The 25211-nt window shown below is 65.0% G+C and carries 24 protein-coding genes and 1 pseudogene; 6 read left to right on the top strand and 19 right to left on the bottom strand.

The genetic code is table 11. The annotated features are described in order from the left end of the window. Positions 1–11: 11 nt before the first annotated feature. From gspM to QRQ56_RS22795, 9 genes are read right to left on the bottom strand one after another with little or no spacing between them, the layout of a single operon-like run. Entirely contained in the window at positions 12–605 is a 594-nt protein-coding gene (gene gspM, locus QRQ56_RS22755; RefSeq protein WP_438743095.1) for a type II secretion system protein GspM, read from the bottom strand. Beyond that, the gene (locus tag QRQ56_RS22760; protein ID WP_438743096.1) at positions 602–1639 is read right to left on the bottom strand and encodes a PilN domain-containing protein; all 1038 of its coding nucleotides are present in this window, start codon (positions 1637–1639) and stop codon (positions 602–604) included. Before QRQ56_RS22760 ends, gspM begins: the two co-directional genes overlap by 4 nt. 1 nt (position 1640) lies before the next feature. Continuing rightward, the gene (locus QRQ56_RS22765; protein ID WP_438743097.1) at positions 1641–2555 is read right to left on the bottom strand and encodes a general secretion pathway protein GspK; all 915 of its coding nucleotides are present in this window, start codon (positions 2553–2555) and stop codon (positions 1641–1643) included. Continuing rightward, complete coding sequence (locus QRQ56_RS22770) at positions 2552–3268, bottom strand: hypothetical protein (protein WP_438743098.1); 717 nt, start codon at positions 3266–3268, stop codon at positions 2552–2554. Before QRQ56_RS22770 ends, QRQ56_RS22765 begins: the two co-directional genes overlap by 4 nt. Then, on the bottom strand, positions 3265–3660 hold the full coding sequence (locus tag QRQ56_RS22775; RefSeq protein WP_438743100.1) for a PulJ/GspJ family protein: 396 nt from the start codon (positions 3658–3660) through the stop codon (positions 3265–3267). Before QRQ56_RS22775 ends, QRQ56_RS22770 begins: the two co-directional genes overlap by 4 nt. Beyond that, positions 3638–4132, bottom strand: a complete 495-nt coding sequence (locus tag QRQ56_RS22780; protein WP_438743101.1) for a pilus assembly FimT family protein — start codon at positions 4130–4132, stop codon at positions 3638–3640. The genes QRQ56_RS22775 and QRQ56_RS22780 overlap by 23 nt, the downstream gene beginning before the upstream one ends. After that, positions 4095–4550 carry a type II secretion system major pseudopilin GspG gene (gene gspG, locus QRQ56_RS22785; RefSeq protein WP_438743103.1) on the bottom strand — a complete coding sequence of 152 codons (456 nt, stop codon included), beginning with the start codon at positions 4548–4550 and terminating at the stop codon, positions 4095–4097. Before gspG ends, QRQ56_RS22780 begins: the two co-directional genes overlap by 38 nt. 14 nt (positions 4551–4564) lie before the next feature. Beyond that, complete coding sequence (locus QRQ56_RS22790; protein ID WP_438743105.1) at positions 4565–5776, bottom strand: type II secretion system F family protein; 1212 nt, start codon at positions 5774–5776, stop codon at positions 4565–4567. A 3-nt stretch (positions 5777–5779) separates the two neighbouring features. Continuing rightward, entirely contained in the window at positions 5780–7468 is a 1689-nt protein-coding gene (locus QRQ56_RS22795; RefSeq protein ID WP_438743106.1) for a GspE/PulE family protein, read from the bottom strand. Between the two features lie 135 nt (positions 7469–7603). Here QRQ56_RS22795 and gspD point away from each other — a divergent pair, with 135 nt between their 5' ends. After that, on the top strand, positions 7604–9985 hold the full coding sequence (gspD, locus tag QRQ56_RS22800) for a type II secretion system secretin GspD (protein WP_438743108.1): 2382 nt from the start codon (positions 7604–7606) through the stop codon (positions 9983–9985). Positions 9986–10004: 19 nt separating this feature from the next. After that, entirely contained in the window at positions 10005–10586 is a 582-nt protein-coding gene (locus QRQ56_RS22805) for a prepilin peptidase (protein WP_438743110.1), read from the top strand. A 209-nt stretch (positions 10587–10795) separates the two neighbouring features. On the opposite strand, the gene QRQ56_RS22810 is transcribed toward QRQ56_RS22805, so the two are convergent. Both QRQ56_RS22810 and QRQ56_RS22815 read right to left on the bottom strand, forming a co-directional pair. Next, positions 10796–11257, bottom strand: a complete 462-nt coding sequence (locus QRQ56_RS22810; RefSeq protein WP_438743725.1) for a tetratricopeptide repeat protein — start codon at positions 11255–11257, stop codon at positions 10796–10798. Positions 11258–11572: 315 nt separating this feature from the next. Next, on the bottom strand, positions 11573–12490 hold the full coding sequence (locus QRQ56_RS22815; RefSeq protein ID WP_438743112.1) for a right-handed parallel beta-helix repeat-containing protein: 918 nt from the start codon (positions 12488–12490) through the stop codon (positions 11573–11575). A 506-nt stretch (positions 12491–12996) separates the two neighbouring features. On the opposite strand from QRQ56_RS22815, the gene QRQ56_RS22820 reads away from it, so the two are divergent. Next, entirely contained in the window at positions 12997–13284 is a 288-nt protein-coding gene (locus QRQ56_RS22820; protein ID WP_438743114.1) for a hypothetical protein, read from the top strand. A 9-nt stretch (positions 13285–13293) separates the two neighbouring features. Here QRQ56_RS22820 and QRQ56_RS22825 read toward each other — a convergent pair. Beyond that, a pseudogene (locus QRQ56_RS22825) lies at positions 13294–14053 on the bottom strand (IS5 family transposase). Positions 14054–14297: 244 nt separating this feature from the next. Here QRQ56_RS22825 and QRQ56_RS22830 point away from each other — a divergent pair. Beyond that, complete coding sequence (locus QRQ56_RS22830; protein WP_438743116.1) at positions 14298–15491, top strand: CaiB/BaiF CoA transferase family protein; 1194 nt, start codon at positions 14298–14300, stop codon at positions 15489–15491. Positions 15492–15569: 78 nt separating this feature from the next. Here the strand turns inward: QRQ56_RS22830 and QRQ56_RS22835 are convergent, their stop codons facing one another. The 5 genes from QRQ56_RS22835 to QRQ56_RS22855 form a co-directional block, all read right to left on the bottom strand. Beyond that, the gene (locus QRQ56_RS22835; RefSeq protein WP_438743118.1) at positions 15570–16454 is read right to left on the bottom strand and encodes an outer membrane protein; all 885 of its coding nucleotides are present in this window, start codon (positions 16452–16454) and stop codon (positions 15570–15572) included. 439 nt (positions 16455–16893) lie between these two features. Further along, positions 16894–17775: an outer membrane protein gene (locus QRQ56_RS22840; protein WP_438743120.1), complete on the bottom strand. Its 882-nt coding sequence runs from the start codon at positions 17773–17775 to the stop codon at positions 16894–16896. A 162-nt stretch (positions 17776–17937) separates the two neighbouring features. Continuing rightward, the gene (locus QRQ56_RS22845) at positions 17938–19455 is read right to left on the bottom strand and encodes a tripartite tricarboxylate transporter permease (protein ID WP_438743122.1); all 1518 of its coding nucleotides are present in this window, start codon (positions 19453–19455) and stop codon (positions 17938–17940) included. A gap of 11 nt (positions 19456–19466) precedes the next feature. Continuing rightward, positions 19467–20009 carry a tripartite tricarboxylate transporter TctB family protein gene (locus tag QRQ56_RS22850; RefSeq protein ID WP_438743123.1) on the bottom strand — a complete coding sequence of 181 codons (543 nt, stop codon included), beginning with the start codon at positions 20007–20009 and terminating at the stop codon, positions 19467–19469. A 183-nt stretch (positions 20010–20192) separates the two neighbouring features. Continuing rightward, on the bottom strand, positions 20193–21167 hold the full coding sequence (locus QRQ56_RS22855) for a Bug family tripartite tricarboxylate transporter substrate binding protein (RefSeq protein WP_438743124.1): 975 nt from the start codon (positions 21165–21167) through the stop codon (positions 20193–20195). A 238-nt stretch (positions 21168–21405) separates the two neighbouring features. Between QRQ56_RS22855 and QRQ56_RS22860 the strand changes: the two genes are divergently transcribed. Together QRQ56_RS22860 and QRQ56_RS22865 are read left to right on the top strand one after the other, a co-directional pair. Beyond that, entirely contained in the window at positions 21406–21819 is a 414-nt protein-coding gene (locus tag QRQ56_RS22860) for a hypothetical protein (RefSeq protein ID WP_438743125.1), read from the top strand. Positions 21820–22074: 255 nt separating this feature from the next. Continuing rightward, on the top strand, positions 22075–22575 hold the full coding sequence (locus QRQ56_RS22865; protein WP_438743126.1) for a hypothetical protein: 501 nt from the start codon (positions 22075–22077) through the stop codon (positions 22573–22575). 391 nt (positions 22576–22966) lie between these two features. On the opposite strand, the gene QRQ56_RS22870 is transcribed toward QRQ56_RS22865, so the two are convergent. Together QRQ56_RS22870 and QRQ56_RS22875 are read right to left on the bottom strand one after the other, a co-directional pair. Then, positions 22967–23764, bottom strand: coding sequence for an enoyl-CoA hydratase/isomerase family protein (locus QRQ56_RS22870; RefSeq protein ID WP_438743128.1), 798 nt, complete (start codon positions 23762–23764; stop codon positions 22967–22969). 57 nt (positions 23765–23821) lie between these two features. Next, positions 23822–25021, bottom strand: coding sequence for a pyridoxal-phosphate-dependent aminotransferase family protein (locus QRQ56_RS22875; RefSeq protein ID WP_438743129.1), 1200 nt, complete (start codon positions 25019–25021; stop codon positions 23822–23824). Positions 25022–25211: the final 190 nt, after the last annotated feature.

Consider the following 25211-nt stretch of genomic DNA (forward strand, 5'->3'; position numbering starts at 1 on the left):
GCGAACCCTGCCTATTTCGCTGCCTGCCACTGGCCGGAGACACCCAGAATCACCCTGACGCGGCCGGTGCCGGCCTCGTTCAGCGCGGTGGTCTGCGGCACCTGCACGTCGAGCTGATCGACGAACAGGAACGGCATCCCGGCTTCGAGATCGTAGAGCACCTTCTGCAGCGCGGGCTGGTCCAGCTCGCAGCTCACGACGAGCCCGACGAAGCCGTCCTTGGTTTGCGCGCCCGACACGTCGACCTGCGAGGACTGCACCGAGCCGCCGACATTGCCGACGGCAGCCGCGACCCGCTGCAACAGATTGGCACCCGCGACCGTCACCGTCGGCCCTTCCAGGAACGGCCTGCCGGGATGCTCGGCCGAGGCGGTCGCCACATTCTTCGCACCGCCCTTGCGGCCGCGCAGCTGATCGAGCAGATCGGAGGTCTGCGCCAGCGCCTGGCGGTGGGCGATGACGTCCGCAATCGACAGGCCCGCCATCAGCAACAGCCCGCCGGTCACCGCGACGTAGAGCACGACGGCGATCAGCGGCGAAGCCGCCAGCGCCCGCGACACCGCATTGCCGCTGCCGATCCCCGCACGGCTCATCGTGCTGCTCATGGCGCGTTCCTCGGCTCGATCTGTGCCTCAATATGGAAGCGCTCGCCGGGATCGGACGAACTTCGCGTCGTCGGCGCATAGAAGGTCGCGCGGGTGAAATGCTGCGACTGCTCGATCAAGGGGATCAGCGACGGTGCATCGCGCGTGATGCCGCCAATCTGGATCTTGTTGCCGGCCAGATGCAGCTCGGTGACATAGGTATGATCGGGCAAGATCCGGCTGAGCGATTCCAGTACGATCACGCTCGCCGCCGTCTCGTATTTGCGCCGCTCCAGCAGCGCCAGTGGCGAGCGCTCGCCGCTGTCGCTGCCGCGAAGCGCGGCGCGGCGCTGGGTGATCTGCCGATCGAGCTCGCTCTCCTGCGCGCTGAGACTGTCGGCCAGATAGCCGGCCGCGACTGACCCGACCACCGCAGCGACCGCGGCGAGCGCCAGCACCGCCTGCAGCGTCCGGCTCAGCCGCGCCGGATCGACGGCGCCGCGCGACTTCTGCTCGAACACCTTGATGTGGGCGCCCTCGGGCCCGTCGGTCGCGATCGCGATCGCCGCCGGATGGAAGCCCGACAACGCCTCGACATAGCCCATCGCCAGCCGGCGCGGTGCCGCGGCGATCTGCGTGGTGATGCTCTCGCTGCCCTGCGCCGACGGCCGGCTGCAACCGAACACCGCCTCGCTTGCGCTCCACGGCGTCAGCCGGTCGATCTGCGCCCGCACGATGCCGTCGAGGAAATCCGCGGCGCGGGCCGGCAGCTCCAGTGGACGGAACAGGAAGCGCTGTGGCCGCAGCACGATCTCGACACGGCTGCCGCGGACGATCTGCGCGAGATCGGGACCGGCAAACCGGCCGTCCGCGAACGCGATCTCCCGCGGAATGTTCTCCGACTTCGCAGCCTCCAGCGCGAACGCACCGCTCTCCCCCTCGACCAGCCGCACCACGCGCGGCGACACCACCCGCTCGAAGGCGGCCACGGCCGAGCCGGCCACGGTGCCGGTCCAGGCGTCGAGAATGGCGCGAAGGGAACTGAGCGAGCTCATCTCACAGAGGCTTTCCGGCGGAGCCGTCGAAGGCGTTGTGCCACGACAATACACGATAGGGCTCATCGCCGCTTTCGAGAAGCAGGATGACGACCTCGGCCGAACTCAGCCGGTGCGAGGGCGCCTCGACAGCGACCGTGAGCCGGTAGGCCTTCGAGCCCTCGACCGTCGCGGCGGTGCCGCCGGCGAGCCCGATCAGGGACCGCGGATCGATGTTGGGATCGGCGCGATTGCGCAAAACCTGCTGCAGGATCTGCGGCGTCATGCCCGGCAGCGCCGCCACGACCTGCGGCGCGGCGTCGAGCACGTTCACCGTCGGCATGTTGCTGAACACGGTGACGAAGGGCAGCACACGCTCGACGACGGCAGGCGGGATTCCGCGCACCAGCCAGAGCTCGTCGCTGTGCGGAAACGGCGCATGACGCGGCAGATAGGGCGCACCGAGCGTGCGGTAATAGGAGTCTTCCGGATTTTCCAGGCCGGCCTCCATCGACGAGCGCCAGGCCAGGATCCGGTCGGCGTAGACGGGTGCATTGTCGGCGGAAACGCCCAGCGCGGTCATCAACCCCGCGAGCACTGCCTTCGGCGCCCTGTTGAGATCGATCCGTGCAGCCTCGGAGCGGAATGTGACATTGACCCGGCCCGCCCCGACACGGGCATTGAAGGTGCCGCTGGTCGGGCGTGCCGCCTCGTCGCGCGCCGTCAGCCGGTAGGCAGCGAGCTCGATGCCGGCCTTCATCAGCGCATCGGCCTGCAACCGGTCGGCGTTGACCGCGACCGTGACCGCCGTGTTGGTGACGTAGGTCAGGTAGATCAGCGCGAGCGCAGCCAGCGCCGCCAGCATCCACAACACCACGACGACGATGAAGCCGCGTCCATCGCGAAGTCCGCCGATACCGTGCGTCTCGCCGCTCACAGCTGCTGCTCCTCTTTCTCGGCCTGTTGCGGCCGGCCTCGCGCCACGCAGGTCGCCGGGTTCTTGGCGCGCGCGCATTCCGCCGGCGCCGTGATGTGCGGGACCGCGGCGGCCGAGACCGCCAGCACCTGCCCGCTGGCCCCGTCGCGCACGGTGATGCGGATCCGATCCGGCAGTTCCCGCTGGCCGCGCCAGATCGGCTGCCACTGCCCGTCGGGGCCGGCATAGGCGAAGCTGACGCGGAACGGCGTACGGATCAGCACAACCTGGTCGGCGAAGCGGATCTGCCCGTCGCTGGGCATCGGCTGGAACGGCGCGCGCTCGCGCACCAGCGCCAGCCCCTGCGCATCGGCCTTCTCGACGAAACGGATGAATTCGAGCCCGGGTCGTGCACTCGGGCCGAGCGCGGTGCGCAGAAAGGTCACCGACAATTCGGCGCCGTCGAACAGCGGCACCTTGGCGTCGCCGTTGACCGCGATCTGCTCGGCGACCGAGAGATCGGCGACAATGCGGTCCAACCCCGTCGCGAGGCGCTCGGCCCGCTGCACGCGGGCGATGCCGCGATTCCAGTTCGGCAGCCATTGCGCCGTCACCGTCGCCAGCGCGCCCAGGATGACTGTCATGAGCAGCGTCGCCAGCAGCACCTCGAGCAAGGTGAAGCCGGCCTCGCTGGCGAGCGCACGGCGCAGGCGTTGTCGCGCCGGGCCCTTCATTGCGTCGCCCTCGGCACCAGCTTCACGGTCGTGACCTGGATCGCAGCTCCGTCGGCGCGCTGCAGGCGCAGATTGACCGCCAGCGGCACGAAGCGATCGGTGGCGGGATTGCCGCCCGCGACATTCATGGGCGCGACGTCGATGCGCCATCGGCTGCCGGCGAGTTCGCCGCTCTGCCGGCCGGGCTTCAACAGCCCGCGCGCCGGCAAGTCCGCCAGCAACCGCTCGGCGGTGCCCGCCAGCGCCAGATGCTGGTCGATCGAACGCGTGCCCTTTGCCGTCGTGGCGATGACCGATCCGATCGTGCCGAGCACGACCGCGATGATCGCGAGCGCGACCAGCGCCTCGATCAGGGTAAAGCCGGCGGCGTCAGAGCAGCTTCTGCGAGACAATCTCGACGCCTCCGGTCAGCCAGTTGACGCGCACCTCGTAGCCCATGCCGGGCCGCGCCAGCGCGATGGTCCCGCCGCACGACATGCCCGACGGAAAAAAATCGATCGACCGCCCGGTCGCGCGATCGGCGCAGCGCGCGGCCAGCGTCGCCCGCATGACCACGTCGCCCGGCAGGCGGATGGTCCGCCCGGTGACGCCGGAGCGGATCGCGCGCGCCTCGGCATCGATCTGCGTCACCACGCGCACTTGCCGCCGCAGCGCCGCGTTGCGGTCGGCCTTGAGCAGTGCCGCGGTCTCGACCGCATAGGCCTCCAGCCTGGCGCGCGTCGTCGAGCGCGGGATCGCCGGCAGGATGATCGCCGCGAGCAGCCCGATGATCGCGAGCACGCACAGGATCTCGATCAGCGCGAAGCCGTGTGCCTCGCGAAGAGCCTCAGCGCCCGCCGCTGACGATGTCGGCTGCCGTTCCACTGCCGCCTTCCTGGCCGTCCGATCCGAGCGAGATGATCTCGTAGGGCGCGCTCGCGCCCGGCGAACGATAGACATAGACATGCCCCCAGGGATCGTTCGGCACCACGCCGCCGCGCAAATACGGCCCGTTCCAGCCGGCCTGGTTGTTGGTGCGCGTCAGTCCCGTCAGACCCTCATTGGAGGTCGGATAGCGGCCGACGTCGAGATAATAGAGGTCGAGCGCGCTCGAAAAGCTCTCGATCTGGATCTTCGCCGCCTTGGCCTTGGACTCGCTGAGATAGTTCAGCACCCGCGGGCCCACCAGCGCCATGATCATGCCGATGATGGTGATGACGACCAGCATCTCGACCAGGGTGAAGCCGGCCTCCCCTCGCCGCGCCCGCCGCCGGCCGCGCCTGAGCGATCGCTTCTTGCTCACCTCAAAATTCCTCCCTACCCGACAATCTGGCTCACCGACATCAACGCCGTCATCACCGAGGTGATGAGGCCGCCGACGACGAGAGAAATCGCAATGATCGCTGCCGGTCCCGCAATACCGACCGCACGGTCGAGCGTGCGCTGCAATTTGGCTTCATAAAATTCCGCGACACGTCCGGACAGCATCGGCAATTGCCCGGTCTCGTCGCCGAGGCGAAGCATGCGCACGGCCATCGGCGGCAGCGCTTCGGTCTCGGCCAGCGCGTCGGACAGTTTCGAGCCATGGCGGACGCGGTCGGCGGCATCGCTCCAGACCGCGGACGGGCCGGTCGTCGCCATCATGTCGATCAGGATGCGCAGCGTCGTGGTGAGATTGACGCCGCTGCCGAGCAGCAGGCCGAGATTGCGGCAGAACAGCGCCGTGCGATACGCCCGCATCACGTCGCGGATCACGGGCAGCCGCACGATCGCGTTGGCGATGCCGCGGCGAATGCGCTCCTGCCGAAGCAGCAGCCAGACGGCGGCGATGGTCGCGGCAAGTCCGCCCAGCACAGTATCGGAATTGCCGCGCAGGAAGGTCGAGATGTTGAGGAAGATCCCGACGATCGGATCGACCTTGGCATTGAAGTCCTGCAGCACGGATGCGAACTGCGGCAGCACGAAGGTGAGGAAGAACAGCAGCACGCAGCCGGCCGCGCCGAGCACGAACAAGGGATAGCGGATCGCATCCGACAGCCGGCGCCGCAGCGCCTCGCTGCGGGCGCGCTCCCCGGCCAGCACCTCCAGCACCTGGTCCAGCGAGCCCGAGGCCTCGCCGACTCGCACCAATGCGATATACATCGGCGGAAACAGGCCTTCGTGCCGCGCCAGCGCTTCGGCAAAGCTCTCGCCCGAGACGACGCGCGAACGGATGTCGGCCACGACCGGACGCAGCCGGCCGAAATCGGGATCGGCCGCGAGCAGTTCCAGCCCGTCATTGATGCGCGCTCCCGCGCGCAGCAGCAGCGCCAGATCGCGGGTGAAGATGGTGACGTCTTCCGGCTTCGGCCGGTTGAACATGCCGAGCACGCTGCCGGTCGCGCCGCCCTCTTCCGGCGTGACGTTGTCGACCAGCACGAGGCCCAACTGCTCGATCCGCTGCGCGACGTCGCCGGGCGCGGGCGCGGCGATGGCCCCGGAGACCAGTTCGCCGTTGGCATTGAGTGCGCGGTAGCGATAGTTCGGCATGCGTTAGCGCACCGTCGTGACGCGGAAGACCTCGGGCACGGTGGTCAGGCCGGCCCGGCATTTGGCGACCGCGTCCTCCAGCATCGTCGTCATGCCGCCGCGGATCGCGGCAGCATCGATCGAGTGGGAGTCCGTCTGCGGGCCGACCAGCGTGCGCACCTCCTCGGACATTTCTAGGATCTCGAACACGCCGTTGCGGCCGCGATAGCCGGTGCCGCCGCAGCGTTCGCAGCCGCCGGCCTCGTGCACGACCTCGCCGCACTTGAAGCCGATCACGGCAAAGCGCGGGTCCTTGGCGAGATCGGCCTCGGTCAGCGTGTGCGGCACCTTGCAGCGGTCGCAGAGCATGCGCACCAGGCGCTGGGCGACCACCGCTCGCAGCGTGGATTTCAGCAGAAAGCCCTCGATGCCGAGATCGATCAGGCGCGGCACGGCGGCCGCGGCCGTCTCGGTGTGCAGCGTCGTCAGCACGAGATGGCCGGTCAGCGCGGCATGGATCGCGATGTGCGCGGTCTCGGCGTCGCGGACCTCGCCGACCATGATCACGTCGGGGTCCTGGCGCACGAAGGCGCGCATGGCGGAGGCGAAGGTCAGTCCGATCGACGGCTTGACCTGGGACTGATTGATGCCGGGAATCTCGTATTCGACGGGATCCTCGATCGTGAGAATTTTTCGCGTGGGCTCGTTGAGAATCGACAGCATGGTCGCGAGCGTCGTGGTCTTGCCGCTGCCGGTCGGGCCCGTCACGACGATCATGCCGTGCGGCATCGCCAGCAGCCGCGTCATCGCGCTCTCGTCGCGCGCAGCAAGGCCAAGCTTGCTCATCTCGAGCAGGCCGCGGTCGCGCGGCAGCAGGCGGATGACGGCGCTCTCGCCGTGTTGCGTCGGCATGGTCGCGACGCGCACGTCGATCTCGTTGCGCCCGACGCGGACGCGCGCGGCGCCGTCCTGCGGCAGCCGCCGCTCGGCGATGTTGAGGCTGGCGAGAATCTTGATGCGCGAGATCAGCGCCTGCGGCGGGATGCCGTGCGGCGACGGCAGCGCGCGGAGCAGACCGTCGATACGCATCCGCACGGTGAGACCGGCGCGAAACGGCTCGACATGGATGTCGCTGGCGCGCAGGTCCACCGCGCGCTCGAGGAGATCGTTGAGTGCGCGGACCACGGGTGCGCCGCTGGCGAGATCGCGCAGGCTCTCGATGTCGTCGTCGGACTGCTGTGCGATCGTCCGCACGCCATCCTCGGCCTTTGCATCGCTGGTGTCAGTGCGCTGATCGAGCACCGTCGTGATGTCCTCGAACGAGGCGACGACGACCTCGACGCTCTCGCCGAACACGATCTCGGCGGCGCGGACCGCAGCGGTGTCGGAAGGATCGGCGATCGCCAGCCGATAGCCGCCGTTCGGCGCACGAAACGGAAAGATGGTGGACTCGCGCAGGAAGCGGCGGGAGAAGCCGTCGAGGCACGGCGTCGTTGTGAGCAGTTGCGGCAGACCGAGCCGCGCAAGGCCGAAATAGTCGGAGACCTCGTCGGCGAATTCGGCGGCCGACAGATCGGTCGCCTCCCACAATTCCAGCAGCGGGCGGGTCAGCGCCGGATTGGCCGAATTATCCACATGGGCGCGCGCCCTCGGCGGCAAGGAATATTTTTCGAGGAGATGTTGCCGGAAGCTCTCTGCGGATAGGTCTCGCATCGCACTCACAGCTTGCATTGTTACCTGAAAGCAACAGCTCCCGCAGTTGACGGAAGGCCTTTACCCTTGACTTATTTATTAGCAAAAACATAATCGTGGCGCAAATTATTGAGCGTCCGAACCAAGGGGGATCGGATGCAATTTCCAGTCACATCCAGCGTTGGTAGGCGTATTTTGTTTGAAGTGGTCCAGCCGCTTTTGCGCCGCCGCTCAGCGTTGACTGGAACGCTCGTTCTATTGTCTTCCGCCTTCCTGCTTGCGGCCTGCATCGTCACCGCCGATCAGTCGATCGAGGCCGATCCAAAGGACCCGCGCGCGCAGGACATCGCCGACAAGATCCGCTCGCTCGATCTCCAGCCGCGGCAACCGGCGGATACCGGATCGGGCGGCATCGCCCAGGCGAAGTCGTCGAAGCCGGCCATCTATCTGAGCGATGGTGCAACGCCGCAAGGCGGCGCGCTGGCCGAGCGCGACGATTCCGGCGGCAGCGGTTACGACCTCAATTTCGAGAACGCGCCGGTCGCCACCGTCGCAAAGGTCATCCTTGGTGACGTATTGAACCTCGGCTACACGATCGACCCGCGCGTGCAGGGAACCGTCACCCTCGCCTCGGTGCGGCCCGTGCCCAGGGCCGACGCGCTCTACGTGCTCGAGAACGCGCTGCGCATGTCGGGCGTCGCATTGGTCCGCGACCGCACCGGCTATCGCCTGCTGCCGGCGCCGGAGGCCGGTCCCGGCGGCATCGACCGTTCGCTCAACGCGGCGGCCGGCCAGGGCGTCACGGTCGTGCCGCTGCGCTACGTCTCGGCCCAGAACATCTTCAAGCTGCTCGACGCGTTCGGCGTCAGGGCCTCGACCGTGCGGCCCGACACCGCGCGCAACACGCTGCTCGTCAGCGGCAGCGGCACCGACCGCGCCGCCGCGGTCGACACCATCCTCTCCTTCGACGCCGACTGGATGCGCGGACAATCCGTCGGCATCTTCCCGGTGCGCAATTCCTCGCCCGAGCCCGTGATCACCGAGATCGAGAAGATCATGGATTCCGGTGAAGGCGGCCTGAGCCAGAACGTCATCAAATTCCAGCCGATCTCGCGGCTCAACGCCATCCTCGTGGTGAGCCAGAAGCCGGAGCATCTCAAGCGCGCGCAGACCTGGATCGCGCGGCTCGACCGCTCCGACACCGAGGGCGTGAATCTGAAATCCTATCCGCTGCGTTACGGCAATTCCAAGCTGGTCGTGGCGATGCTGAACGACATGCTGTTCGGCCAGGGCGCGGCGGGCGGCTCGACGCTCGACAGCGCGTCGAGCCAGGTCGCCCCCGGCGCCGGCATTTCGAGTTCCTCGTCGGGCAACCCCGTCGCCGCGCTCAGCGGGCTGCCGACCGCCGCCGCCGGCGCCGCAACCCCGGTTTCGGGGCCGGCCGGATCGGCGCTCGGTGCCCGTCCGGCTGCGGCCGCCTCGGCAACGCCGGCGCAGGACAACAGCGCGACCGGCATTTTCAGCGGCGGGGCGCGGCCCGGCATCAACGGCATCCTCCAGAACGTGCGGATCACCGCCGACGTCACCAACAACGCCGTGCTCGTCTACGCCAACCAGGAAGCGCAGCGCATCGTCGAGCAGACCATCCGGCAGATCGACCGGCCGCAGCGCCAGATCGCGATCGAGGCGACGATCGCCGAGGTGACGCTGAACGACCAGCTGAACTACGGCGTGCAGTTCTTCCTCGCCAGCAAGAAGGGCTCGATCTCCAACACCTATTCGGGCGTCAGCAATTCGAGCACGATCGGCAGCAACATCGAGGGGACGAGCAACGCGGTCAACGCCGCGGCGGGGGCGCTGCTCGGCCGCGCGCTGCCGGGCTTCAACTTCCTGATCGGCGCCGAGAACTCGCCGCGCGTCGTGCTCGACGCGCTGCACGGCGTCACCAACGTCAAGGTGCTGTCGAACCCGTCTCTGGTGGTGCTGGACAACCAACCGGCAACGTTGCAGGTCGGCGACCAGGTACCGTTCTCGACGGGTACTGCGACCGTGCTGACCGCCAACAACACCGTAGTCAACACCATCGACTACAAGAATACCGGCATCATCCTGCGGGTGCTGCCGCGCGCCAATGCCAACGGCAACGTCGTGCTCGACATCGAGCAGGAGATCTCGAACATCGCCGCCGGCAGCGCCAATACGCTGACCCCGACGATCTCGCAGCGCCGGGTCAAGAGCTCGATCGCTGTCACCAGCGGCCAGACCGTGCTGCTCGCGGGCCTGATCAGCGAGACCGAGAACCGGCAGCGCCAGGGCTTGCCTATCCTCGATTCCATTCCGGGCGTCGGCGATGCCTTCTCGCACCAGACCAACACCCGTGCCCGCACCGAGTTGATCCTGTTCATCCGCCCGACCGTCATCAAGGACGGCGTCGATGCCCATGTCATCGCCGAGGAGATGCGCAGCAAGATGAACAACCGCCTGGTCGGGACCAGCAACCCCGTCGTCACCGTGTCCCCGCCGAAGGCGGCGCGCTGACGGCGTGACGGATGCGGATGTGAACGAGGGAACGGGCCCCGCGCTCGCACTCAGCGTTGCCCTGCTGCTGGGCGTGTTCGCGAGCCTGGTCACCGCGCCGGGTGCCGAAGGCCTGTATGGCGCCTTCCTCGCCGCCCTGATGGTCGCGGTCGCCGCCAACGATGCCCGCCACTATCTGATCCCGAACGAGCTGACGGCCGTGGCCTTCGCGCTCGCTTTGCTCCGGGCCGGCGCGTTCGTGCCGGACATCGGCATCGAGGCGCTGCTGTGGCCGGTCGTCCGCGCGGCCGCCGTCGCGGTCCCGCTGCTGCTGCTGATGGCGTTCTACCGGCGCTGGCGCGGCCGTGACGGACTGGGCATGGGCGACGTCAAGCTGGGAGCGGTCTGCGGCGCCTGGCTGGACCTGGCGACCGTGGTCGCGGTGATCGAGCTTGCCGCGCTCGCGGCGATCGCGGCCTATCTCGCCAGTGCTGCGCTGCGAAGACAGCGCGTCCGCGGCACAGCCTTTCTGCCGTTCGGGCTGTTCCTGGCGCCTTCGATCTGGATCGGCTGGCTGGGCGAAACCTGGTACGCGAACTGGTTCGGCGGCTGGCCGGGCTAAGGCAATGTGGGGCCTCCCCACAAAATCGCGAAAACAACCTCATGCACAGTAGCCAAGGCCAGCTGGATCAATGGCTTAATGGCGAGCGCGCGGCCGTGTTGGGGCGACTTGACGTGTCGGGCAAAACACCGGCGCGGCGTCGCCATGGCGGTCAAGCCTTCAGCGCCTTCCCATCCTCGACATCTGATCGGCTTCCGAGGCGCGTTCGGTTAGTGTTCGCGGCTCGGCGCCCATTCCAAGGCCCGCAGGCGGGCCTGCGCGATCTCGCCACGTGTCATCTTGGTGGTGACGGCATCGCGGATCCGGGCCCGCGACTCGCGCACCGGCGGCGGCGCCGCGGCCGTCGACAGGTTGAGCCATTTGGAGGCCTCGACGATGTCCCGCGGCACGCCTTGGCCGCGGTCGTAGAGCAGCCCCAGCGAATATTGGGCGCGGCTGTCGCCCTGCTCCGCCGCGCGGCGGTACCACATCGCCGCTTCCGTGTAGTTTAGCGGCACGCCGCGGCCGGTCTCGAACAGTAAGCCGAGATAGGTTTGCGCCGACCGGTCGCCGCGCTCCGCCAGTGTAATGAATATCGCCGAGGCCTGCTGATAGTTCTGCCGATTGAAAGCAGCGATGCCCTGGTGCAGAGATTGTGCTGTGGCGGGCGCCACCGTCGCAAGAAGCAGCATGGCGATGAGCGCAGAGCGAACCGCTCGCAATACATAGCCCGACGGTGGCCGACGCGCGCGAACCGTACAGCGCCGCTCCAGATCGCGGCTGTCTTCGTTCCTCATCGAGGCCCTATATCGTTGTGATGACCGTCCTTCCCCCGCAAGACTAGTGCCGCGTCGACGAAGAATCCATCCCTTGGAGTTACCCTAATTAGACGCCGGCACCTGGGCTGGACGCTAAACGCTCAAGATGCAAGCAAGGCTTGGACGGCGGATGCCGTCGAGCCTTGCTTAATTCTGCCGCGGCGCCTCGCGCCCGGTGGAATGTTCCGGCTATTTCAGTGCCGGAGAAAGCAGCGTCACCGCTTCACCAGAACCATTGCCAAGAATCTGGTTGGTTCCGAAGGAAGACACGGTGCCGCTGATGCCGACCGAATTGGCGTTGATCTCGGTCTGGCCAATCCGGGCGAAGGTATTGGCGCCTGCACTTATACCAGTACCGTTGCCGACAATCGCCGATTTGCTTATCATGGCAACCAGCGCCGCACCGCCCGTGGCCAACGAAACCCCGGCCCCGGTGTTGTTGCCGAAGTTGCTGTTGCGAATCGTGGCATTGACGGAACTGCCGCCGTTTCCATCGATCACGATACCGGCGCCGTTCTTGTAGGCGACGAGATTTTCAAGCAAGCCCGTGAGCAGCGCGCTGGCGGCACTGGGCCTGAGTTGTACGCCACCGAGGGCGTTGTTGGTAACGGTAACGCGCGAGATCATGATGGTCGAGGCCGCACCGTTGTTGATCTGGATCCCGAACTGGCTGGTGTTTTGGATAATACAATCCTGGACTGTCACCGCTCCCGCCGACAGCACCCGAATGCCATTTAGGCCGGTATTGACGCCGTTGATATCGAGGCCCTTCAGGACGATCTCATCGGTGGCTAAAGCATTTATGATTACGCCGTTGGTACCGGCCGACAGAATGCCGCCGATCACGCCTTCACAGATGATGCTGATGGATTTGGTAATAGTGACGGCGCCGAAGCCGGCTGAATCAAGGCAGTTGATCTCGCCGGAGGCGGCGGTCTTGGAGATCGCACCTGCGAAGGTCTTGCATGGTGCGGTGCGGCTACAGGGGTTGACGTCATCACCGACACCGGAAACCCAGGTTCGGGTCGCTTGGGCGTGGGCGGGCGCCGACGCGAGGACAGGCAGGAATAATCCGACGGCCAAAGCCATAAAACCAATGCGACGCATGCTATGTCTCCTCAATGGTGAGATTTGCTCAGTAATGCAGTCTTTCCGCGAGCAGGTACTCGTAGCTCGAGGAGGCACGGGAAAACGGAAGCGTTTTAAGAAACTGGGCAGGCCCCTGTCGAAATTTGCGCGATCCGTTTGCGGTCGGCTTCTTGTTGTTCGCAGGCACTATATCAGGTTGGCATTGGAGCAATACGACAGTCGTGGGCATTTGTCCGCGTTGCCCACAATCGTCCGGCGTAAACGAACCGCACGCAGCAACCTCCTTCGATTTGTGCTTGCAACCTGAGGGAGGTTCAAGACCCGGACTGCTTTTTTGCGCCGTTTTGGGACGGCGAGGTGAGCACCAAAAAAGGGCGGCAGCCGTCATCCGCACTCTAACTATTGAAATCCCTTTGGCTTTTGCGCAAGTGTTCACTTTCGCACAATCGGACTGACGATTTTCTTCAATCGGCACAACTGCGCGGAACAAGGGTATCGCGCAATTCCGAGCTGTGAAGGAAGCCATGAAGATACTTCGACTGCCAGCCTGTATGCTCGGCGCGTTGCTCACTATCGCCTGCTCCGGAGGACCAGCCATTATGCATTCCAAAGCGAAGGCGGCTGAAGGCACAAGCGGGATGCGCGCGCCGACGGTTCCACCCGCGCGCGATCCAGCCGTCGCCGTGGCGGAGGAATACGACGCGGCGCGCCGCAAGGACACGGTGGAAGCCTACGAGCTTTTCATCGCGCGCCATGGTGACGACCCGCTGGCCGCAAAGGCGCGGGACGATCTCAGGCGCCTGTCGCGCTAGGGTCCGGACTCAATTGAGCCAATAGGTAACGGCGGCGGCGATGAAGGCTGCGCTGAGGTAGTTCCTGGCGAGTTTGTCGTATCGAGTTGCGATGCGACGCCAGTCCTTGAGTCTGCACCACATGCGCTCGACGCGGTTTCGTTGCTTGTAGGCGCGTTTGTCGTAGGGGATCGGGCTGCGCCTTGATGCGGTCGAGGGGATGACCGGTTCTGCCCTGCAGCTTTTGATCAGGTTGCGCAGGTGGTCGGCGTCGTATCCGCGGTCGGCAATCAGGCGGCGGAAAGGACCGATAGCGCGGACCAGATCGGCAGCAACGGTGATGTCGTTGACGTTGCCGGCAGTGAGCAGCAGCACCCGAGGGCGCCTTTCGCGTCGGTCAGGCCGTGGAGCTTCGTCGTGCGCCCGCCGCGCGAGCGGCCGATCCCTTGCGCGAAGTCCCCCCTTTTGCGCCAGCGGCGGACCGGTGGGCTTTGACGTGGGTGCTGTCGATGGCGACGGTGCCGAAGATGCCACTATGACCGGTCAGAGCCTTAAAGATGTCGTGCCAAATCCCCTGACGGCTCCAGCGGTTATAGCGATTGTAGACCGTCGTGTAGGGACCATACCCCGTCGGGCAATCGCGCCAACGACCACCCGAGCGTAGCATATAAACGATCCCGCTGATCACCCGGCGGTCGTCCACCCGATGCGCCCCACGCCGACCACGGGGTAACAACGGCTCGATCCGACGCCATTCCGCATCGTTCAAAAGGAAGAGCGCCTTCGCCATTCCGGCCTCCAAATCATCTTTAGAGGACCTTGAATCACAAACCGCGCTCTGCCGGAATCCTTATTGAGTACAGACCCTAGGCGGCACCACCGGTCGAAGGCCACGCATGCGGCTGACCTGCAGCTCCTCAACGGCGCGCATCGCGATTTTCAACCCCGGCGCATAGCTGGCTGCGCGGGGCCGGACTTGCTGCCCGATCTTTCGCCACTATGGTAGGCCCGCCACTGTCCCGGAGCCTTTCACGATGCCTTTTCCGCATGCCTCGGAAGCCCTGTCGCGCTTCACCGTGCTCGATCTGACCCGGGTCCGTTCCGGCCCCACCTGCGTGCGGCAGCTTGCGGACTGGGGCGCCAACGTCATCAAGATCGACGCGCTGCTCGAGGATGCCGGCGGCGAGCAGATGGGCGGGCCACGGCAGGGCGCGGACTTCCAGAATTTGCACCGCAACAAACGGGCGATGACGCTGAACCTCAAGGACGAGCGCGGCCTTGCCGTGTTCAAGCGCCTTGCCGCCAAGGCCGACGTCGTGGTCGAGAACTTCCGCCCCGACGTGAAGAAGAAGCTCGGCATCGACTATGACAGCCTTGCCGCGATCAATCCGGGCCTCGTCTATGGCAGCATCTCCGGCTTCGGCCAGGACGGCCCCTATCACAAGCGGCCCGGCTTCGATCAGATCGCCCAGGGCATGGGCGGGCTGATGTCCATCACCGGTGCGCCGGGCGAAGGCCCGATGCGGGTCGGCATTCCCGTGGCCGACCTCACCGCGGGCCTGTTCTGCGCCATGGGCATCCTGACCGCGCTGCTCGAGCGCGAGGTGTCGGGCAAGGGCCAGTGGGTGCAGACCTCGCTGTTGCAGGCCCAGATCTTCATGCTCGACTTCCAGGCCGCCCGCTGGCTGATGGAAAAGGACGTGGCCAAGCAGGCCGGCAACAACCATCCGACCAGCATTCCGACCGGCGTGTTCAAGACCTCTGACGGCTACATCAACATTGCCGCGACCGGCGGCCGGATCTGGGAGCGCTGTGCTCAGGCGATCGGCGCGCCGGAGCTCTACAGCCATCCCGACTACGCGACAGCCCCGGCCCGCTCCAAGAACCGCGACGCGCTCAATGCCGAGATCGAGAAGCGCACGGTGACGAAGTCCACCGAGACCTGGGTCCGCGAGTTCAACGACGCCGGCGTGCCGTGCGGGCCGATCTACGCCATCGACCAGATGTTCGACGACGCGCAGGTCCGGCATCTCGGCATCGCGCAGGACGTGCCGAATGACGAGAACCGCCACATCCGCCTGGTCGGCCAGCCCGTGACGCTGTCGCGCACGCCGAGCAAGATGGTGGCGCGGCCGCCGGAATTCGGCGAGCAGACCGAGGAAGTGCTGAAGGAGTTCGGCCTCAGCGCGGACGAGATCGCGAAGCTCCGCGACGCCAAGGTGGTGTGAGCGCCTCGACCCGACGTCGCGGACGAAAAAGCCCGGCGATTGTGCCGGGCTTTTTGATTCCGGGATGAGCGGCCCCGGTCAGGTGCCGCTGAAGCGATAGTTCACGCCGAAGCGCAGGATGTTGTCGGTGATGTGCGAGCGATAGCCGACGACCAGAGGCGCGCCGCTGAGCGCGATCACGGGCGTTGCGAGCGAGCCCGAGACGGTTCCGAGATCGACATAGAGATATTCGAGCCTGGCGCTCCAATTGTCGGCGAAGGCGCCTTCGATACCCGCGCCCGCGCTCCAGCCGACCTTGGTCGTGCTGTTGCTGAAGCTTGCCGATACCGGCGTGAACGTTCCACCGTCGGCACCCGGAGTGCCGCCGACATTGATCGCGCTCACACTGCCCGAGGTCGAGACCCGGCCATAGGCGAGACCGCCGGTGCCGTAGAACAGCACGCGCGGCGTCACCGCGACGCCGAGCCGCCCGCGGACGGTGCCGAACCAGTCGAGCTTCTGGATCAGGCTGAGCGTGACGGGCAGCGCCGGATCGAACGTGTTGTCGCCGCGGTGGCCGAGCGTGCAGACGCCGTCCTGCAAGCCGGCAGGCGCGCCGGCGCACAGCGCCTCCAGGCTGCCCTTCTGGCCGCTCCCCTGGAAATCGGCTTCAAGACCGACAACGAACATGTCGCGCTGCCAGTTGTAGCCGATCTGTCCGCCGCCGGTGACGCCGTTGAGATCGAGCGTACCGGCGCTCGTGCTCAGCCGCGCACCATTTGCGCTGTCGATGAAATCAGCCGTCGTGGACGAGCGGCCCCAGCCGTAGCCGACGTTGAGGCCGGCATAGAAGCCGCTCCAATTATAGCCGGGATCCACGGCCACAGGCGGCGCCTTGGTGTAGATGCGCGGCACCGCAAGATCGGCGGCGAAGGCACCTGGTGCCAGCAGCATTGCGATCGCGGCCAGCAGAGTTCGTATCATCAGTTCTTCCCTCGAGTGACGGCGTTGCCAGTTCGCCTCCGCGCAAAGACGCGGGCGATTCAGTGCCGCGACACTAGGAAAGCGCGGATCGCTCCGCGTCCTGCGTTCGAAGGTCAGCCGTTTGCACGATGGCGGCAGCGCGCGGCGCGTGCACGGCATGCGCCGGCCAGCGCGGCGAAGCGCGGAATCGCTGCTATTTCAGCGTAGTTTGATGATCGGGATGTTCTTCCCGGAACGCCGTGATGGCGTCAGATGCCACCCGACACGCACGATGTCCGGAGTTCGCGTCGCGCAGATCAGGCTGCGGATGTGGCGCGATCGCAACAAAACGATCGGTGCGTCCGTTCGGCGGTGCTGCTGCATTGTCCTGAAGTCAGGACAGGAACGACAAAGCCCGGCGCGAGGCCGGGCTTTGCTTGTTGTTGACGCCCTTTTTGATTCAGTACTTCGCGATCACCGGGCTGTCGAACTGGTAGTTGATGCCAGCGCGCAGAATGTGGTCGGTGAAGTGGGTCGAAACATTGGCGCTGATCGGAAGCACGGGCGCCAGCGTGAATGTGCCGGTCGTGTAGCGACCCAGATCCATGTAGAGATATTCGAGCTTGGCGCTCCAGTTCCGGGTGATCTTGCCCTCGACGCCTGCGCCGGCGGTCCAGCCGACACGCGTCGTCGAGCTCGAGCCGACCGACGAGATCGGGCCGAAGGGCGCGACGGTGCTGAAGCTCGACATCGTGCCGGTGGTCTTGATCTCGCCGAAGGCCACGCCGCCGGTGCCGTAGAACAGCACCTTCGGGGTCGCGAGGATACCGACGCGACCGCGAACCGTGCCGAACCACTGGAGCTTCTGGTCGATCGCCAGGGTGGTGCCGGCAAGGCCGCCGGGCGGAAGGAAGGTGAAGGTGGGAAGACAGGGGCCGGCGACCGGAGCTGCGGCGGTGCCGACGCAAGAGAAGCCGGCACGGCCCTTCTCGTCCGACCATTGCAGGTCACCCTCGACGCCAAACACCCAGTTGGCGCGCTGCCAGTTATAACCGGCCTGGCCACCGGCAATGGCGCCATTCATGTCGAACGATGCACTGGTGATGGAGCCGGCGGGCGGTGCGATCGGCGCACCAGTCCCAGAGTCGAAGAAGGAAGCGTTGGAGCGCGAGCGACCCCAGCTGTAGCCGGCATTGCCGCCGACGTACCAGCCGGTCCAGCTCCAGCCCGGATCGACCATGACCGGCGCCTTGACGTAGGGCTTTGCCCCGAGATCAGCAGCCACGGCACCCGTCGCGAACAGCGACATCGCCGCCGCCATTCCAATCACAATCCGCCTCATGGAGACTCCCCCTGTCGCACGATTTCGTGATGAAAATATACGTCGGAGGCTGCCCGAGGGCTGTGCCGGACCAGCAACAATGGGAAACAATCGGGGCGTGTAGCGAACCGGACTGGGACGACACCAGCCCGTTATGCCGTTGAATCGGCGAATTATTCGGGTTTATGGCGATGTCGCTTTGGTCCTCTGCGACAATCCGACACGGGTAAGCACACCGTCGATCACCGGCCAGAACAACAGAACAATCGCCAGGGTTGTAATCGACCCCACCAGCCCATTCGACCAGAACACCCCGAGGTTTCCGCCGGAGCCGATCATCGAGAGGCGAAAGGCATCCTCGGCCCGGTTGCCCAGCACCAGCGCCAGCGTGAACGGCGCCAGCGGAATGCCGATCTTCTTGAAGACGTAGCCGACGATGCCGAAGCCGAGCATCAACCAGATGTCGAACATCGCATTCTGGATCGCGTAGGCACCGATCGCGCAGGACACCACGATCATCGGTGCCACCGCGGCGAACGGCACGCGCAGGATCGAAGCGAAGATCGGCACCGTCGTCAGCACCAGCACGAGGCCGACGACATTGCCGAGATACATCGAGGCGATCAGGCCCCAGACGAAATCCTTGTGCTCGACGAACAGCAGCGGACCGGGATTGAGCCCCCACACCATGAGACCGCCGAGCAGGATCGCAGCGGTGCCGGAGCCGGGAATGCCGAGCGCCAGCATCGGCAGCAGCGCCGAGGTGCCCGAGGCATGCGCCGCGGTCTCCGGCGCGAACACGCCTTCGATGCGGCCCTTGCCGAAGCTCTCGGGCTCCTTGGCGAAACGCTTGGCGAGATTGTAGCCCATGAAGGACGCCGCGATCGCGCCGCCCGGCGTGATGCCGAGCCAGCAGCCGATGAAGGAGGAGCGCAGCAGTGTCACCCAGTATTTCGGCAGGTCCTTCCAGACGCTGAGCACGACGCGCAGCGAAATGCTCGCGGCGTGACCGCGCAGCGCCAGCCGCTCCTCCATCGTCAGCAGAATCTCGCTGATGCCGAACAGGCCGATGACGGCGACGAGGAAGTTGATGCCGCGCAAAAGCTCGGACGAGCCGAAGGTCATGCGCAGATTGCCCGACACGGTGTCCATGCCGATGCCGGCGAGCAGAAGTCCGAGCGACATCGAGATGACGGTCTTGTGCTTGGCCTCGCGGCCGAGACCGACGAAGGAGCAGAAGGTCAGCAGATAGACCGCGAAGAATTCCGGCGGACCGAACTTCAGCGCAAAGGACGAGATCATCGGCGCGAGGAAGGTGATGAGAAGCACCGCAACGAGCGATCCGATGAAGGATGAGGTGAACGCCGCGGTCAGCGCTTCGGCCGCCCTGCCCTGCTGCGCCATCGGATAGCCGTCGAAGGTGGTCGCGACCGACCAGGCCTCGCCGGGGATGTTGAACAGGATCGAGGTGATGGCGCCGCCGAACAGCGCGCCCCAGTAGATGCAGGACAGCATCACGATGGCCGAGGTCGGATCCATCGTGAAGGTCAGCGGCAGCAGGATCGCCACGCCGTTGGGTCCGCCGAGGCCAGGGAGCACGCCGACGAAGATGCCGAGCACGAGCCCGACCATCATCAGCACGAGCGTCTTCCAGGTCAAAAGGACGGCGAAGCCGTGAAGGAGGAGACCGAGAGCTTCCATCGCGGCCTCGCCTAGCGACCGAGGGCCGCTTCAAGCGGTCCCTTCGGCATGATGACATCGAAGGCGACGTCGAAAGTGACGAACATGACCGCCGTGAACACAAAGGCGGTGAGCAGCGACTTCCACAGCGCGATCTTGCCGACGAGGCGCATGAAGCCGGCGATCAGGAGGAAGCTCGCGACATAGAGGCCGAGGAACTGCATCGCGAGGCAGAACAGCAGCGTCGGCACGAACACCGCCAGCACACGGCGCGCCTGCGCGCGCGTGACGAAGGTCTCGGCCGCCTTGCGGTGTGCGACCAGCGCCGCGACCAGACCGTAGAGGCTGCCGCCGCCGAGGATGATGGAGAGATAGAACGGGAAATAGCCGGGCTCCGGCCCGGTCGAATCCCAGGAGGCGCCGGTGCGCCAATTGTCGTAGCCGAGCGTGACGGCCAGGGCGAGCAACAGGAGGCAGACGAATATCTCGATGGTTCCGGACGAGACGACGGCGGGCGAGTCGTCTTCAGGCGCGGTCGGATCGTCGACGACGATTTCAAGATCGGTTTGGGACATGCTTTGTCAGGTACGGAGTGCGATCAATTCCCCCTCTCCCCGCTTGCGGGGAAAGGGTTGGGGTGAAGTGAAGTCTCCACGGAGACGGTGAAAGCTGAACTCGCGGAGAGTCCCCCTCACCCGCATCGCATCTTCGATGCGATGCGGCCTCTCCCCGCAAGCGGGGAGAGGCGAAGAAGACGGCTACTTCGCGACGAAACCGGCTTCCGTCATCAGCGCCTTGTTGGTGGCATCGTCCTCCTCGAGGAACTGCACCATGTCCTTGCCGGTGAGGAAGATCGGCTTCAGCGCCTGCTTTTCCATGTATTCCTTGTACTCGGCGGTCTGCGTCACCTTGTGGAAGAGGTCGACATAGAACGCTTGCTGCTCCGGCGTGACCTTGCCGGGCAGGAACATCGCGCGCAGCATCAGATACTGGACGTCGACGCCCTCTTCCTTGCAGGTCGGGATGTCGGCCCAGGACTGCGTGTCCGTCACCTTGGTGGTGTAGGAGATCCGCTCCTTGTCGAACACGCAGAGCGGACGCACCTGGCCCGCGCGCCAGACCTCGAGGTTTTCGCTGGGATTGTTGACGTTGGCCTCGGTGTGGTTGCCGACGAGCTGGGTCGCGGCCTCGCCGCCTGACTTGTAGGGCAGATAGGAGAACTTCGCGCCGGTCTTCTGCTCGAGGAAAACGGTCAGCACGTGGTCCTCGCGTTTGGAGCCGGTGCCGCCCATCTTGAACGGCGCGCTCGCCGCCTTCGCGGCCACGACGAACTCCTTCACCGTCTTGGGGCCGGCGCTGTTGTCCCAGAGCACGAACTGGTCGAGCGCGATCACCGAGACCGGGGTCAGCTCACGCCAGTTGAACGGGATCTTCGCCGACAGCGGCAGCATGTAGATCAGCGAATAGGCGATCAGCACCTTGTTCGGATCGCCCTCGCTGGACTTCATGTACATCAGCGCTTCCGCACCCGAGGCGCCGCCCTTGAGCGAGACGACGATCGGCTGCTTCATCAGATTGTTCTTCTGGATCGCGGCCTGCATCATCCGCGCCATCTGATCCGAGGCCCCGCCCGCGCCAGCGGCGACCACGATCTCGACCGGCTTTGCCGGCTCCCAGCCGGCGAATGCCGGCGTGCCGGACAGCGCCATTGTCAGCGTAATCGCGGCCTTCATTCCATGTCCCACGCGCGTCTTCCCTATGGTCTTGTTTCGATTGGAAATTCAGAGATGAATTCAGGACCATTGTGCGGGCGAATTGGGCTGAGTTCAAGCCATCCCAGGTCATTCCCGTTATGACTTTGGAATGAGATGCGCAATGAGACAGGACCTGCGCAACTAAGCTACAAGCGCCCGTCGGCTCAGAGGCGCGGAGAAAGAACTGAAGGGCATACCCGGGGCCAGCAAGTTACCAATGGACGGGGATCAATTCCGTTATTTGGAATTTCAATTAGAAGCTGAGAGTGATGAAGCGATGCCGCGCCTGCTCTACATCAACGAGAAGTTTGGTCACGACGCAACGATCATCTTGGACAGCGGTGACGCTTGCTGGGTCTCCGTCGGCAAGAGGGGCGTCTCAGTACGTTCTCACAAGCCCAGCTTCTGGGGCGGATTGCTGGGGAGTCTCTTTGGTCCGAAGCTTTATCAGGAGCGGAATATCTACCAGGCACTAACCGTCGCTCAGGCTCTCACGGCCACGTTTCGGCCGGTTCCACAAATCAAATGTAAGGACATGATGCTGAGGGCGTTTTGCACAGCCGTTTGGCAGTGCTCTTCACCTGAACATGTCAGGGCCATACTGAATGATCCGGAGTTGCTCGCGGCCTAGACTGTTTCATGTCCAAGCTCATTTTGCTTCCATACCGCGCTTGCAATTTTCTTATCTGACCATATTCGTGAAAGTATGAATACGCGTAGAAAAGTAAGCTTAGACCTCGACCACGAGCGGCGGAGAACGCGGTGGAAAGTCCAGTGGGGAGTTCCCGCCCGTGCTGCGGGCGGCACCGCAAGGGCAGCTGCGCTATCAAGTGACGAGCGACGGGAGATTGCTCGGAAGGCGGCCAAGGCGCGTTGGGCGAGGAACTTGCCGCAGGCGACGCATCAAGGCGCCCTTCGGTTTGGAGATTTCGAAATCGAGGTTGCCGTTCTCGACAACGGACAGCGTGTGATTACTCAAGGTGGCCTTATGGCCGGCCTTGGTCGCATTCGGCCAGTCAAAGGAAAATGCCGTCAATATTACAGGAACAGCGCCAATCTCCCTGCTTTCTTGACAGCACAAAATCTAAAGCCTTTCGTCAATGAAGACCTTTCCATAATAGCTAACCAGATCGAATTCCGGACCAAACAGGGCGCTAAGATATTTGGTTACGCCCCGAACTTCCTCAAAAAGATCTGTGATGTCTTTGCGCGGGCCCAACATGCTGAGGTCTTGAAAGCCACTCAGCACAACATCGCCAACCGCGCTCAAATTATCGCCGAGCAGTTGGAACGGTCATGCACAATGCGCCTCATAGATGAAGCGACTAGTTACCGAGAAATTCGCGAGACACAGGCGCTACAGAATTCTTATCGGCGCGAAGAGTAACTATATGGCGCTCTCCAAATTTTCGGTGCTGCGGTATGGATCTAGGAGTGGGCTTTATCGGCGCCGAGCCGTATCGAGATTGGGAAAACTGCAAACGCGAGTATTTGCTGCCCCTATGAGGACTACGCATGAGCTTCCTTCAGGGTGCCCTGGTTGTCTTAATGCTGGTCGGTACTGGTACCATCGTGTTTGCCATGGCCGTGCCGCAGGATCCAAAACCCAAATCGCGATGCCTCGTAAATGCCTCTGAATTGCCCCCGGGAACATCAGATGTCGTGTGTCCAACTCGCAGTTCACCCGGAAGCTTTTGCGTCTGCCCAAGATTCAATATAGACGGCGAGGCAGACGGATACTTTGTTGGGACGGCAAGATAGACAACTGCAACCCCAGGCTACTTGCCCTTCCAGACGGGCGCGCGCTTGTTGAGGAAGGCGTCCATGCCCTCGCGGAAATCTTCGCTCATATAAGCCTTGAGGATCAGGTCCTCGCCCTCCTCACGCGACAGCGTGCGGCGGATGCGGCGGACCGCCTCCTTGGTCGCCTCCAGCGTCAGCGGCGCATGGCTCGCAACGAGCTTTGCGGTCTCGTCGGCGCGGCGCTGCAGCGTCTCGACATCGGGCACGATTTCGTTGAGCAGACCGAGCGACAGTGCTTCCTGCGACTCGACTAGGCGCGCCTTGAAGATCAGGTCCTTGGTGCGGGCGGGACCGACCAGCGCGACCACGCGGCTGATGTTGGACATCGACAGGCAGTTGCCGAGCGTGCGCGCGATCGGGAAACCCATCCGCGTCGTCTCGGTGCCGATGCGAAGATCGCAGCAGGCCGCGATGCCGGCGCCGCCGCCAGTGCAGGCGCCGGCGATCGCCGCGATCACGGGCACGCGGCACTGCTCCAGCGTGCCGAGCACGCGGTCGATGCGCGCCTCGTAGTCGAGCGCGTCCTGCGCGGTCTTGAAGGCGCGGAACTGGGAAATGTCGGTGCCGGAGGCGAACGCCTTGTCGCCGGCGCCGGTCAGGATCAGCGCCTTGATGGAGCGATCGGCGTTGATCTCGGTGCAGATCTCCGCCATGCGGTCATACATGGCGAAGGTCATGGCGTTGCGCGCCTGGGGGCGGTTGAAGGTGATCCGCGCGATGCCGTCGGTGACGGAGTAGAGCAGGTCTTCGTTCGTCGTCGTCGGTGCGTTCATCGCGCGCTCACTTCTTCTTTGGTTCTCTGGCCTGATCGATCAGGCCGCCTTGAGCCCTTAGGCCACCTGAGCCTTGGTCATCGGCACCACGTCGCGTCCCTTCAGGACGTCCATGGCCGCCAGCACGCCGCCGCTCCGGTGCGGAATCTTTGCAAGATCAAGGCCCATCTCGACGCCCGCGAGCGTGCCCATCAGCATCAGATCGTTGAAATGGCCGATATGGCCGATGCGGAACACCTTGCCCTTGACCTTGTTCAGGCCGGTGCCGAGCGACATGTCGAAGTTCTCCAGCACCACCTTGCGGAAGGCATCGGCGTCGTGGCCATCGGGCACGCGCACGCCGGTCAGCGCCGGCGAATGCGCGGCGGGGTCGGCGCACTGCGTCTCCAGGCCCCAGACCTTCACCGCCGCGCGCGTCGCAGCGCTATGGCGCTTGTGGCGGGACCAGACGTTCTCGAGGCCTTCCTCCTCCAGCATCTTCACGGCCTCGCGCAGGCCGTAGAGCAGATTGGTGGCGGGCGTGTAGGGGAAGGTGCCGAGCTTGTTGAAGCTGATGACTTCCTGCCAGTCCCAATAGGAACGCATGCCCGGGTTGGCCTTGGCGACGGCAAGCGCCTTCTCCGAGACGGCGTTGAAGCCGAGGCCGGGGGGCAGCATCAGGCCCTTCTGCGAGCCCGCAACCGAGACGTCGATGCCCCAAGCATCGTGCTCATATTCCATCGAGCCGAGGCCGGAGATGGTGTCGACCATCAGAAGCGCGGGATGCTTGACTCGATCCAGCAGCTTGCGGACTTCGAGCGGCGGCGTCACGCAGCCGGTCGAGGTCTCGTTGTGCACGACGCAGACCGCCTTGATCGTGTGCTGCTTGTCGGCGACGAGACGCTTCTCGATCTCAGCGAGGTCGGCGCCATGGCGCCAGTCGCTCGGGATGAAATCGACGTCGAGCTTGAACTTGTCGGCGATGCCGCGCCACAGCACGGCGAACTGGCCGGTCTCGCACATCAGGAGCTTGTCGCCGGGCGAGAACACGTTGACCATCGCCGCTTCCCAGGCGCCGGTGCCGGACGAGGGGAAGATGATCACGGGCTGCTTGGTGCGGAACACACGCTGCATCGCGGCAAGCACGGCGAAGCCGAGCTCGGCGAACTCCGGACCGCGATGGTCCAGCGTCGGCATGTCCATCGCCCGCAGCACCCGGTCGGGCACATTGGTCGGTCCTGGAATCTGTAGGAAATGCCTTCCAGTATGCACGGTCATCGGCGTCCTTCCCGGTCTTTGAAGCTTGTCTTGGCGTGCGCGTGGGGCAACCCGAATTCGGGGCTCCCGCGAGCCGCTCGCATATCACTATTCGCCGGGCTTGTCCCTCGCCCAAGGGGGGCCGTCAATGCACAAGAAGCAGGGCTCGCTTGCCAAGCGCCGTGACGGGAGGCAAGACGGGGCCGACGAA

Origin of the sequence: Bradyrhizobium sp. U531 (assembly GCF_051710265.1) — a bacterium.
Taxonomy (GTDB): Bacteria; Pseudomonadota; Alphaproteobacteria; order Rhizobiales; family Xanthobacteraceae; genus Bradyrhizobium.

Excerpts from the sequence above, each read along its gene's own strand:
- gspD (WP_438743108.1), top strand. The coding sequence starts at position 7,604 with ATGCAATTTCCAGTCACATCCAGCGTTGGTAGGCGTATTTTGTTTGAA.
- QRQ56_RS22860 (WP_438743125.1), top strand. The coding sequence starts at position 21,406 with ATGGACGGGGATCAATTCCGTTATTTGGAATTTCAATTAGAAGCTGAG.
- QRQ56_RS22795 (WP_438743106.1), bottom strand. The coding sequence starts at position 7,468 with ATGCGAGACCTATCCGCAGAGAGCTTCCGGCAACATCTCCTCGAAAAA.
- QRQ56_RS22810 (WP_438743725.1), bottom strand. The coding sequence starts at position 11,257 with ATGCTGCTTCTTGCGACGGTGGCGCCCGCCACAGCACAATCTCTGCAC.
- QRQ56_RS22820 (WP_438743114.1), top strand. The coding sequence starts at position 12,997 with ATGAAGATACTTCGACTGCCAGCCTGTATGCTCGGCGCGTTGCTCACT.
- QRQ56_RS22855 (WP_438743124.1), bottom strand. The coding sequence starts at position 21,167 with ATGAAGGCCGCGATTACGCTGACAATGGCGCTGTCCGGCACGCCGGCA.
- QRQ56_RS22830 (WP_438743116.1), top strand. The coding sequence starts at position 14,298 with ATGCCTTTTCCGCATGCCTCGGAAGCCCTGTCGCGCTTCACCGTGCTC.
- QRQ56_RS22850 (WP_438743123.1), bottom strand. The coding sequence starts at position 20,009 with ATGTCCCAAACCGATCTTGAAATCGTCGTCGACGATCCGACCGCGCCT.
- QRQ56_RS22835 (WP_438743118.1), bottom strand. The coding sequence starts at position 16,454 with ATGATACGAACTCTGCTGGCCGCGATCGCAATGCTGCTGGCACCAGGT.
- QRQ56_RS22815 (WP_438743112.1), bottom strand. The coding sequence starts at position 12,490 with ATGCGTCGCATTGGTTTTATGGCTTTGGCCGTCGGATTATTCCTGCCT.
- QRQ56_RS22770 (WP_438743098.1), bottom strand. The coding sequence starts at position 3,268 with ATGAAGGGCCCGGCGCGACAACGCCTGCGCCGTGCGCTCGCCAGCGAG.
- QRQ56_RS22840 (WP_438743120.1), bottom strand. The coding sequence starts at position 17,775 with ATGAGGCGGATTGTGATTGGAATGGCGGCGGCGATGTCGCTGTTCGCG.
- QRQ56_RS22790 (WP_438743105.1), bottom strand. The coding sequence starts at position 5,776 with ATGCCGAACTATCGCTACCGCGCACTCAATGCCAACGGCGAACTGGTC.
- QRQ56_RS22760 (WP_438743096.1), bottom strand. The coding sequence starts at position 1,639 with ATGAGCTCGCTCAGTTCCCTTCGCGCCATTCTCGACGCCTGGACCGGC.
- gspM (WP_438743095.1), bottom strand. The coding sequence starts at position 605 with ATGAGCAGCACGATGAGCCGTGCGGGGATCGGCAGCGGCAATGCGGTG.
- QRQ56_RS22875 (WP_438743129.1), bottom strand. The coding sequence starts at position 25,021 with ATGACCGTGCATACTGGAAGGCATTTCCTACAGATTCCAGGACCGACC.
- QRQ56_RS22845 (WP_438743122.1), bottom strand. The coding sequence starts at position 19,455 with ATGGAAGCTCTCGGTCTCCTCCTTCACGGCTTCGCCGTCCTTTTGACC.
- QRQ56_RS22870 (WP_438743128.1), bottom strand. The coding sequence starts at position 23,764 with ATGAACGCACCGACGACGACGAACGAAGACCTGCTCTACTCCGTCACC.